9 protein-coding genes and 1 pseudogene are annotated in these 9930 nt (G+C 70.8%); 4 read left to right on the top strand and 6 right to left on the bottom strand.

The annotated features are described in order from the left end of the window. From D7Y11_RS39015 to D7Y11_RS39040, 6 genes are all read right to left on the bottom strand, one after another. The coding region (locus tag D7Y11_RS39015) for a DUF58 domain-containing protein (protein WP_199753920.1) at positions 1-311 on the bottom strand (311 nt) is incomplete at its 3' end. Positions 312-316: 5 nt separating this feature from the next. Then, entirely contained in the window at positions 317-1843 is a 1527-nt protein-coding gene (locus D7Y11_RS39020) for an ABC transporter permease (protein WP_169822251.1), read from the bottom strand. Beyond that, a complete protein-coding gene (locus D7Y11_RS39025; RefSeq protein WP_121776465.1) occupies positions 1840-2826 on the bottom strand; it encodes an ABC transporter ATP-binding protein in 987 nt (328 codons plus the stop codon). The genes D7Y11_RS39020 and D7Y11_RS39025 overlap by 4 nt, the downstream gene beginning before the upstream one ends. Beyond that, positions 2823-4601 carry a hypothetical protein gene (locus tag D7Y11_RS39030; RefSeq protein ID WP_233607542.1) on the bottom strand — a complete coding sequence of 593 codons (1779 nt, stop codon included), beginning with the start codon at positions 4599-4601 and terminating at the stop codon, positions 2823-2825. The genes D7Y11_RS39025 and D7Y11_RS39030 overlap by 4 nt, the downstream gene beginning before the upstream one ends. Beyond that, complete coding sequence (locus D7Y11_RS39035) at positions 4594-5592, bottom strand: MoxR family ATPase (RefSeq protein ID WP_172810444.1); 999 nt, start codon at positions 5590-5592, stop codon at positions 4594-4596. The genes D7Y11_RS39030 and D7Y11_RS39035 overlap by 8 nt, the downstream gene beginning before the upstream one ends. A gap of 19 nt (positions 5593-5611) precedes the next feature. Next, positions 5612-7171: a hypothetical protein gene (locus D7Y11_RS39040; protein ID WP_126936216.1), complete on the bottom strand. Its 1560-nt coding sequence runs from the start codon at positions 7169-7171 to the stop codon at positions 5612-5614. A 158-nt stretch (positions 7172-7329) separates the two neighbouring features. On the opposite strand from D7Y11_RS39040, the gene D7Y11_RS39045 reads away from it, so the two are divergent. From D7Y11_RS39045 to D7Y11_RS39060, 4 genes and pseudogenes are all read left to right on the top strand, one after another. Then, complete coding sequence (locus D7Y11_RS39045; protein WP_121755849.1) at positions 7330-8322, top strand: aldo/keto reductase family protein; 993 nt, start codon at positions 7330-7332, stop codon at positions 8320-8322. A 215-nt stretch (positions 8323-8537) separates the two neighbouring features. Then, entirely contained in the window at positions 8538-9230 is a 693-nt protein-coding gene (locus D7Y11_RS39050) for a MotA/TolQ/ExbB proton channel family protein (RefSeq protein WP_120581012.1), read from the top strand. A 3-nt stretch (positions 9231-9233) separates the two neighbouring features. Then, positions 9234-9671 (top strand): biopolymer transporter ExbD, encoded by a 438-nt coding sequence (locus tag D7Y11_RS39055; RefSeq protein WP_121755850.1) that lies wholly within the window; start codon positions 9234-9236, stop codon positions 9669-9671. A 15-nt stretch (positions 9672-9686) separates the two neighbouring features. Next, positions 9687-9930: pseudogene (locus tag D7Y11_RS39060) on the top strand (energy transducer TonB); the annotation flags it as partial.

Here is a 9930-nt window from a genome sequence, read left to right on the forward strand (position 1 = left end):
GCCACCTCCCGCGCCCCCGCCGCCTTGCGCGGCGACAGCCCCATGCTGCGTGAACCGTCCAGCAGCACCTCCACGCGCGGCGACACCTCGTCCTGGCGCACGCGCAGCACCAGCTCCCCCGTGCGCGCCACGGCGTTCCAGTCCAGCTGCCGCAGGTCATCCCCCGGCTGGTACGCGCGGAAGTCGTGCAGCTCCATCGCGCTGCCCGCGGACGTGGCACGCACCTCGCCCACCCGTCCCCGCTGCGGCAGGCGCGGCAGCGCCAGGCTCAACCCCGGCGCCAGGCGCGCCACCTCCGCCTCATCCAACATCGCGCTCACTGCTCGTGGGCCCGCCGCTCGCGCTCGGCGAGCACCCGGTCCGCGGCGAACGCCGCCAGGAACGCCACCAGCGCCACGCACAGGAGCAGCTCCGGCGGCATCTTGAGACCACTGGGGTCGCTGTAGTCGTACTTGCCGAAGTTCAGCGTCCCCAGGATCGGGTTGAGCAGGTTGAGCAGCTCATCACGCCCCTCCAGGTCCAGGAACACCGCCAGCAGTGGCGGCACGCCGGCCCCCAGGATTCCCACCAGGACGTAGAGCAACCGCACCGACACCGGCGACGCGAATCGCCCCGAGCGCGGCATCCGCCCCAACAGCAGCGCCACCGACAGGTACAGCACCCCGTAGAGCGCCAGCGCCCCCTGTGACATCGCCAACCGCATGCTCCCCTTCGAGCCATCCGACGCCAGCCACACCAGCACCGCGCACCCCACCGCCCACCCCACGAGCAGCAGCACCGACAGCCGGAAGCCGCGCAGCGCCCCAGGCCTGAACAGCGTCCACGCCCGGGTGCCCGCGCGCAGCGGCCGCGACTGCCCGTCCACATCCGTCGCCATGAAGAGGGTGGCGAAGATGAGGTGCAGACCTCCGAGGATGCCCATCACCCCGGGGATGTCCTCCTCCCGGTCCATGAGCCACCACACCGCCGTCATCCCCACGAACGTCAGGAACACCTGCACCACCAACGCCCGCCGGGGATGGCGCGTGTAGTTCTCCGTCACGAGCGACAGCCGCGCCACCGCCGTCTCGAACACCAGCCACCCGTCCGACACGAGGAGCCAGAACACCGCGCCCAGCCCCAGGAAGAAGTTCCGGTCGAACGAAAACCCGCTGCCCCGCTCATTCGTCACCACGAAGGCGAACGTCAGCGCCTGGAAGAACGTCACCACCAGCACGGCCACCAGCGCGAACCGCACCGCGGCCCGTCCCATCCGGCTGTCCGCCACCGTCGCCGCGCACACCGACACGAGCGTGAGGAACACCATCCACGCCCCGCCCAACATCAGCACCATCAGGATGGTGGGCAGGTCGATGCCGTTGAGGAAGTAGCTGAACAGCAGGAACGGCCCCACCGCTGACGCGTACAGCACCGCCTGCACCAGGAAGGACGCCACCTTGCCGCGCAGGATGCGCCGGGGTCCCAGCCCCGTGAGCAGCAGCAGCGACCACGTCTCGTCCTCGCGCTCGCGCGCCAGCGAACGGTACGCGTTGAAGGGGATGAGGCCGAAGTGCACCAGCGCCAGACACACGAAGAAGGAGAAGAAGTACGACCGCCCCTCGCGCGTGTACGTGCTGTCGTGCGTGTTCGCGAACGCGATGAGCGACAGCACAAAGCACGCCGCGAGCAGCAGCCCGAAGCTCACCCAGAAGACGCGCGTGCGCAGCCCCTGCCGCACCTCCTTCACCACCAGCGGGTTGAGCCGGTCGCCCCACTTCTCCCAACGGTCGGACACCGCGGCGGGAACCCCCGGCGAGGGGGCGGACTCGGCCGCGCCCGACGCGGGACTTGCTTGCGTGCTCACGCCACCCTCCCCTTCGTCACCGTCATGAACGCGTCCTCGAGATTGCGCTCGCGCGGGCTGAACGCGCACACCGGCAGCCCTTGCGACACCAGCGCCGCGAGCAGCGCCGCCGCGGCCGCTTCCGTTTGCGCCGGCCCCGCGTCCGCCTCCAGCTCCAGCCGCACGCGCAGCGCGGCGCCCTCGCGAGCCACGTCCTTCACGCGCGGCTGCTCCAGCAGCGTGCGCTCCGTGCGAGACCACAGCGCCTCGGCCTCGTCGCCCTGCGCCGCCAGCCGCACCGTCAGCTCCAACACGCGGGACGGGCCCGCGCTCTGGCGCAGCAGGTCCTCCACCTTGCCCTGGGCCAGCAGGCGCCCCTGCTCGATGATGACGCAGCTGTCGCAGATCTCCGCCAGCTCCGTGAGGATGTGGCTGGAGATGATGACCGCCTTGCCCTGATCCGCCAGCGCGCGCAGCAGCTCCCGCAGCTCGATGCGCGCGCGTGGATCCAATCCGTCCGCCGGCTCGTCCAGCAGCAGCAGCCGAGGGTCGTGGAGCAGCGTGCGCCCCAGGGCCACGCGCTGGCGCATGCCCTTGGACAGCTCCGTGGTGAGCTTGTGCGAGAGCGGCCCCAGCCCCGTGAACTCCATCACCGAGTCCACCCGCTGCTTGCGCTGCGCGCCCTTCAGTCCGTATGCGCGCGCGAAGAAGTCCAGGAACTCCCTCACGGTGACGTCGTCGTAGGTGCCGTAGCGGTCCGGCATGTAGCCCAACAGCGGCCGGGCCCGGTCCGGCGCGTCCACCAGCGACGTGCCGTCCAGCAGCACCGTGCCCGCGGTGGGCACGTCCAGCGTGGCCAGGATGCGCAGCGTGGTGCTCTTGCCCGCGCCGTTGGGCCCGATGAAGCCCAGGATGCCGCCGGCCTCCAGCGTGAACGACACGTCGTCCACCGCGCGCAGCGCTCCGTAGTCGCGCCGCAGCCCCTTCACCTCCAGCAGGCTCATCGCCGTGCCTCCTCGACCTGGCCGCGCACCACGTGCAGCGCGGCCTCCAGCTCCACGTCCAGCGCCGCCGTGGGCGTGAAGCCACGCCCGCCCAGCCGCGCCACGAACGTTCCGTCCTCCAGTTCCTGAATCAGGGGCGCCACCGCGTCCTGGAAGCGCATGCGTGGCTCGTGCTCCAGGCCCAGCAGGTCCACGTCCCCGGCCTCCGCCTCCTCCGGCGGAGCCAGCCCCTCCGCGCCGTCCGCCAGCTCCGGCAGGACATAGAGCTGGCCGTCCAGCTTCAACGTGCCGCCCATCAAGGGAGCCCCCAGCGCGTTCTGCACCTGCACGCCGCCGTCGGTCTTGTGCGCCGTCAGCCGCGCGCGAGAGGGGACCACGGCGACCTCGCCCCACTCGCGGTAGCTGCGCGAGGGCAGGAAGCTGTTCTTCACCACCAGCCCGTTCGTCCAGTCCAGGAAACGCGGCGGATCCTCCGGGCCCGTCGAGGACGCCGGGGCCAGCAGCACGCTGGAGGCGGGCATGCGCACGCTCTCTTCCGCGAGGTTCGCGTACCAGGCGTTGAGGCCCACCGTCACCGCGCGGGACCGCTCGCGGTCCAGCAGCGTGAGGCTGTAGCGCGCGGCGTGCACGCTGAAGCCATCCACCAGCACGGACCACGCCACCAGCCCCAGGCTCGTGAGGACCGCCAGCGTGGGCACGGCGATGAGCACCGCGAGCGGTCCCTTGCGCCGCGCGAGCATCCACCCGCCGGGCCCCACCGCGAGCACGAAGAGGAAGATGAGCAGCAGGAAGCGGCCCACGGGCGCGCGGGCGCTCGACAGCAGCGGCATGCGTCCATCGCTGAGCAGGTCGTGGCGCTCCCAGCGGGGCGGCGGGCCCGCGGGCACCACCACGGCTGGTGACCGCTCCGTGTCCTCCCAGAGTCTGAAACCGCAGCCCTGGGTCTGCTTCCGGCAGTCGCGGAACTGGCGCACGAAGCCGAAGCCATAGGGTGACAGCTCCGCCTTCTCATCCTGAAGCAGCGGGAGGCGCAGGCTCGGATTCGCCGGGGGCTGGTCGAGCACCAGCTTGCCGCCCGCCACGGCGAACATCTCCAGCACCGCCCAGACGTCATCGGGGACCTGGTCCGCCGGCACCGCCACCAACACCGCGTCGTAGCCCACATAGGCCGCCAGCTCGCGTGGAGCGGTGCGCGGCTCCACGAAGCGCGTGGCGACGAGCGGCTCCATGTTCTCCGGCGCGCGGCTCAGGCCGGTCGCGGCCTCGAAGGCCTTCACATCGCCCAGCACCATCACGCGGGCGCCCCGGTAGCCGTCCAGGTAGAAGCTCTGCGCCACGGTGTCCATGCCGGGCGAGTCCATGTTGATGATTCCCGCCTGCAGGTCCGCGGGCATCAGCAGCCACGTCACGGTGCGCTCACGGGGGCCCACTTCCAGCGAGCGCTCCATGATGCGCCCCTGCGAGTGGATGGACAGACGCACCGGGCGCGGCTGGCCACCGGTGTTGTGCACCGTCACCTGGATGGGCGTGTAGCCCCGGTTCGGCACAAGCGTGACGACACGCACGGAGCCCTTGAGGTCGCCCTCGGTGGGGAAGTTCTCCGTCGTCTCCACCACCTCGCGGTAGCCGCTCGCCTGGGACGCCTCATCCCGCTCCTCCACCGCCTTGGGAGGGCTGGTGGCGAACGCCGCCGTCCCGCCAGGAACGCCCGACAGGCCAGTCCAGAGCATGGCTCCCATGAGCACGGCGAAGGTCAGGTGCGCGCGGCTAGCCACGGGGCACCTCGGGCGTGGCCTTGAGCAGCTCGCGCACCACGTCCGGCGCGGTCACCTTCTCCAGCGACGCCTCGTAGGCCAGCACCAGGCGGTGGTTGAGGGCGGCGGGCGCGGCGGCCACCACGTCGTCGAAGCCCACGTTGGGCCGGCCTTCGAGCAGCGCGCGAGCACGGCCCGCGGCGGCCAGGGCCAGCGCCGCGCGAGGGCTCGCGCCGAAGCGCACGAAGCGGCGCACGGGTTCCGGAGCGGAGGGCTGGCGCGGGTCGGACGCCTCCACCAGCCGGCCGATGAAGTCCGCCACCGGGCCGGGCAGGTGCACGCGGTCCACGGCGGCGAACAGGCGCGACAGGCCTTCCGCGTCCAGCACCGGCTCCTGCGAGGGAGGCGCGCCGCGCATGCGCGTGGTGAGCAGGGTGCGCAGCGTCTTGGCGCCCACGGGCGGCACGAGGATGCGGAAGAGGAAGCGGTCCAGCTGCGCTTCGGGCAGCGGGTACGTGCCTTCGAGCTCGATGGGGTTCTGCGTGGCGAGCACGAAGAAGGGGTCGGGCAAGGGCCGCGTCTGGCCCAGCACCGTCACGGACCGCTCCTGCATGGCCTCCAGCAGCGCGGACTGCGTCTTGGGGCTGGAGCGGTTGATTTCATCCGCGAGGACGAGACTCGCGAAGAGCGGGCCCTCGCGGAAGACGAAGTCGCGGCGCGATTCGCCCTCCAGCACGTAGGTGCCGGTGATGTCGCCGGGCAGCAGGTCGGGGGTGAACTGGATGCGGCGGAAGGGCAGCGCCAGCAGCCGCGCCAGGGCCTTGCACAGCTCCGTCTTGCCCAGGCCGGGCAGGCCCTCCAGGAGCACGTGGCCCCGGGCGAGCACCGCTGTCACGACCTGCTCGACGACCGTCTCCTGGTCGAGCATCACCTGGTTGAGCCCGGACTTGAGCCGGGACGCCACGTCCGCCGCGCCCTGCGCTTCGGCGGGACTCAGAAGCTCCGCTGCCACGTCGTTTCCCCCTTCTGGACTACGGACCACCGAAGTACCGCTTCACCAGGTCGCGGTTGCGAGGCAGCAGCGGACCGGAGGTCGGTCCCGCCGTCGCATCGCCCTTCGCGCCCGTGCCCTTCGCGCTGGACGGCCCCGCCTGCCCCGTGCGGGCCTGCGGATCCGCTGCGCGAAGGCCCCACAACTCTTCCGCATCGCCGCCATTGCCATCCGGCAGCGGCTGGAACGCGAGCCGGTTCGGATCCATCTCCGCCTCGCCGCCGAAGACGACCGGCTGGCTCTCCCCGCCCCGGCTCACGCCCGCGCCCTCGCCCTTGCCCTGCCGCGTGTTCCGGCTCGCGTGCTGATTGCCCTGCTGGCCCTCGCCGTCGCCCTCTTCACCGTCACCTTCGCCCTGCCCCTCCTGACCCTGGCCTTGCCCCTTCTGGCCCTGGCCCTTCTGTCCCTGTCCGGACTGCTGACGCCGGGTGGGACGCCGGGCCTGGGCGCCGCGGTTCCCTTGTGAGGCGTTTTCCTCTCCAAAGCGCTGGGCCAGCGACTGCTGCCGCCGCTCCAGTGTGCGGCGCAGGTCAGCGATCTGATCCGGAGAGCCAGAGGCCTGGGCGCGAGCGGAAGCACGGGCCTGGGCCTCGCGGGACGACGGGTCGCCGGAGCCCTGCTTGTCGCCGCCCTGCTGATCACCCCTGTTCTGTCCATCCGCGCCCTGCCCCTGCGAGTTCTGCTCGGACGCGGGAGCCTCCTGAACACCGGCGGCGGAGTCCTCGGGGTTCCCGCTGGCGCGCGCATCGAGCGCCATCAGGGCCTGCTCCAGTGACTCACGCTCACGGGTGGCGGTCTCGGCACTCCCAGCGGCGGCGAGCGCGTCCTCCAGTTCAGCGGCGGCCTCGGAGGCGCGGTTGAGCTCGGCGGCGGCCTCGGAGGCGCGTTCAGCGAGCCGCTGCTCCAGGGCATCCGCGGCTTCCCAATCCGCGGAGTCGAAGCGGCCCTGCGCGACTTCTTCCGACAACCGGCGCAGTTCCTCCTCGACATCGGGGCCCAGGGGCTCCTCACGGGCCAAAGCCTCGGCCTGCGCCTGCACGGCGGCGACCTGGGTCGCGGCGGCGGCGTTGATGTTCGACGTGCGCAACGCCGGAAGCGGAACGAGGAACCCCACTGCGAGGAACAGGAGCGCACCCAACAACGCCCCCACGGGCCGGCGCCACGGGACCTCTGGAGGCTTCACCTGCTGAGCGAACTGGTTGAGGCTCAGCTCCCACTCACCAACGGGGCGCTCCAGCCGCGTGAGCAGCAGGCCACCAGCGTTGGCGGAGCGGTCCGCGAGCACCGCCGCGTACTCCAGCGACACGCCGCGAGACCGGGCGCGAACGAACCACCACGCCAGCCCCGCGATGACGAGCGGAGGCACGGCCCAGACAGCCAGGTCGCGCAGCAGCAACCGTGACAGCACGCAAGCGGTGGCCATGGCCCAGAGAGGAGCGATGCCCGCACCACTCCAGGCGACCACGTTGAGCCGCCGCTGCACGCGCCGGATGGGCGCGAGCACGAGAGACTGGAAGCGGCGTTCGTCACTGGCGGCCATGCGTGGAAGCCAGTGTCGGACACCCAGCCCACCGTTCACAAGCGACGCCCGGGAACGGTCGAATCCCGCCGTGGACGGTCGCCCGTCCGACTCCAGCTGTCGAGAAACCGCGAAACCCGAGCGGACCTCCAAAGGCGGCGGTTAGTGTGCCGCCCCCTATGAACTTCCGATTCCTTGGTCGCAGCGGTCTGAAGGTCAGCGAAATCTCCTTCGGCAACTGGCTCACCCACGGCTCCCAGGTGGAGGAGGACGCCGCCATCGCGTGCGTGAAGGCGGCGCTCGACACGGGCATCACCACCTTCGACACCGCCGACGTCTACGCCGGCACCAAGGCCGAGGCCGTGCTCGGCCGCGCCCTCAAGGGCCAGCGCCGTGAAGGCTATGAGCTGTTCACCAAGGTCTACTGGCCCACCGGCCCCGGCCAGAACGACCGCGGCCTGTCGCGCAAGCACATCATCGAGTCCATCCACGGCTCCCTGCGCCGCCTCCAGACGGACTACGTGGACCTCTACCAGGCCCACCGCTTCGACGCGGAGACGCCCCTGGAAGAGACCATGCTCGCGTTCGCGGACATCGTCCGCCAGGGCAAGGCCCTCTACATCGGCGTCTCCGAATGGACCGCCGAGCAGATCGCCGCTGGCGCCAAGCTCGCCCGCGAACTGCGCGTGCCCTTCATCTCCAACCAGCCGCAGTACTCCATGCTCTGGCGGGTCATCGAGTCCAAGGTCATCCCCACCTCCGACGCCGAAGGCCTGGGCCAGATTGTCTGGTCCCCCATGGCCAAGGGCGTGCTCAGCGGCAAGTACCTCCCCGGCAAGCCCCCGCCCGCGGACACCCGCGCCGCCACCCCGGGCTCGCAGTTCATGACCAGCTTCATGACCGATGACGTGCTCACCCGCGTCCAGCAGCTCAAGCCGCTGGCCCAGGAGGCAGGCCTGTCGATGGCGCAGCTCTCCATCGCCTGGGTGCTCCAGAACAAGAGCGTCTCCTCCGCCATCATCGGCGCGTCCAAGCCGGAGCAGGTGCTCGACAACGTGAAGGCCACTGGCGTGAAGCTCGACGCGGAGCTCATGCGCCGCATCGACTCCATCCTCGGCCCCGTCGTGGAGCGCGACCCCGCGCAGACCACCAGCCCCAACCGCCGACCCTGAAAACGCGCTCATCCACCCGGCGGGCAGGCACTCCGACGCCCGTCCCGCTCGGTGCCTGGGATATGACATCCGCGCCCTGGTTTCGCCGCGCCCGTCCAGTGGCGCGCGACAGCGGGGTGAACTCCACCCCGTTCCATTTGACTTTTAAGTTGGGGGGAACAAGAGACTGCGCCGCGCGTTAACGCGGTCCCACTCTTGAACCGGGCTTTCCCCACATGACGTCCTTCTTCCTCCTGGCCCAGGCGGCCCAACCCGAACTCGGATGGTTGAGCAGCAAGCTGCTCGGGGTGACGTTGGGCAGCGCCGAGTGGGTGCTCTGGCTGCTCGTGTCGCTGTCCATCATCTCCATCGCGGTGATGCTGGAGCGCGCCGTCTACTTCTCGCGCCACCGGCTGGCCAACTCGGAGGCCCTGGCGGTGCGCCTGGCGCGCGGCGAGTTCGACGCCGTGGCCGGTGAAGTGAAGAACCAGAAGGGCATGGAGGCCTCCGTCATCCGCGAGGCCCTGGCCTCCGCGCAGCAGGGCCCCGACACCGTGGAGCAGGTCATCGCGTCCACCGTCGCCCGCGAGCGCCCCCAGTACGAGCGCGGCCTGTCCATCCTGGGCACGCTGGGCAACAACGCCCCGTTCATCGGCCTGTTCGGCACGGTGCTCGGCATCATCAAGGCCTTCAACGACCTGGGCGCCATGAACGCCAAGGGCGGCGCCATGCAGCAGACGGTGATGGCCGGTATCTCGGAGGCGCTCGTCGCCACCGCCGTGGGCCTCGCCGTCGCCATCCCCGCCGTGGTCGCCTTCAACATCTTCAACCGCCAGCTGAAGACGCTCACCAGCCGCACCACCGCCCTGGGCCACGCGCTCGTGGGCGCCATGAAGGCGCGCAAGCCGGGCGCCGCGGGGGGCAACTAGCCCATGGCCGGCGGCGCGAACGACAGCGACGAGGAAATCTCAGGCATCAACGTCACCCCGCTGGTGGACGTGGTGCTGGTGCTGCTCATCATCTTCATGGTCACCGCGAACTTCATCGTCCGCGAGACGGTGGAGGTGGACCTGCCCCGCGCCGCCAATGGCGGTGAGACGGTGCAGGGCCTGGTGAACGTCGTCCTCGACAAGGAGGGCAAGCTCTACTTCGACGGCGCGGAGGTGACGGAAGCCGACCTGTCCCGCCGCGTGACGGAGGCCGTGGCCAAGGACAAGGACACGCGCGCCATCATCAGCGCGGACCAGACGCTCGCCTACGGCCGCGTGATGCGCCTCATCGACGTGGTGAAGGGCCAGGGCATCGCGAAGTTCGCCCTCAACATCGAGAAGGACGCTGGCCCTGCCCGGACCGCGCCCGCCACGCCCTGACGAGGCTTCGCAACGATGAGCCAGGCGGTCCTCGAATCCTCTTCCCTGCCCCAGCGCGACCGCTCCACGCGGTTCCTGCTCGTGTTCGTCCTCGTGTCGCTCGCGCTGCACGGGGTGGCCTTCGTGTTCCTCTCCACCCTGGAGGGCCGCAAGCTCGCGTCCATCCAGAAGCCGGTGGAGCTGGTCATGGTGGAGGTGCAGAAGCCCCCGCCCCCGCCGCCTCCCGAGGAGAAGCCGGAGGAGCCCAAGCCTCCGCCGC

It is taken from the genome of Corallococcus sp. AB018, from assembly GCF_003986945.1.
Lineage (GTDB): Bacteria > Myxococcota > Myxococcia > Myxococcales > Myxococcaceae > Corallococcus > Corallococcus exiguus.

Coding starts and splice junctions, on each gene's coding strand:
- D7Y11_RS39025 (WP_121776465.1), bottom strand. CDS start 2,826: ATGAGCCTGCTGGAGGTGAAGGGGCTGCGGCGCGACTACGGAGCGCTG.
- D7Y11_RS39040 (WP_126936216.1), bottom strand. CDS start 7,171: ATGGCCGCCAGTGACGAACGCCGCTTCCAGTCTCTCGTGCTCGCGCCC.
- D7Y11_RS39045 (WP_121755849.1), top strand. CDS start 7,330: ATGAACTTCCGATTCCTTGGTCGCAGCGGTCTGAAGGTCAGCGAAATC.
- D7Y11_RS39050 (WP_120581012.1), top strand. CDS start 8,538: ATGACGTCCTTCTTCCTCCTGGCCCAGGCGGCCCAACCCGAACTCGGA.
- D7Y11_RS39055 (WP_121755850.1), top strand. CDS start 9,234: ATGGCCGGCGGCGCGAACGACAGCGACGAGGAAATCTCAGGCATCAAC.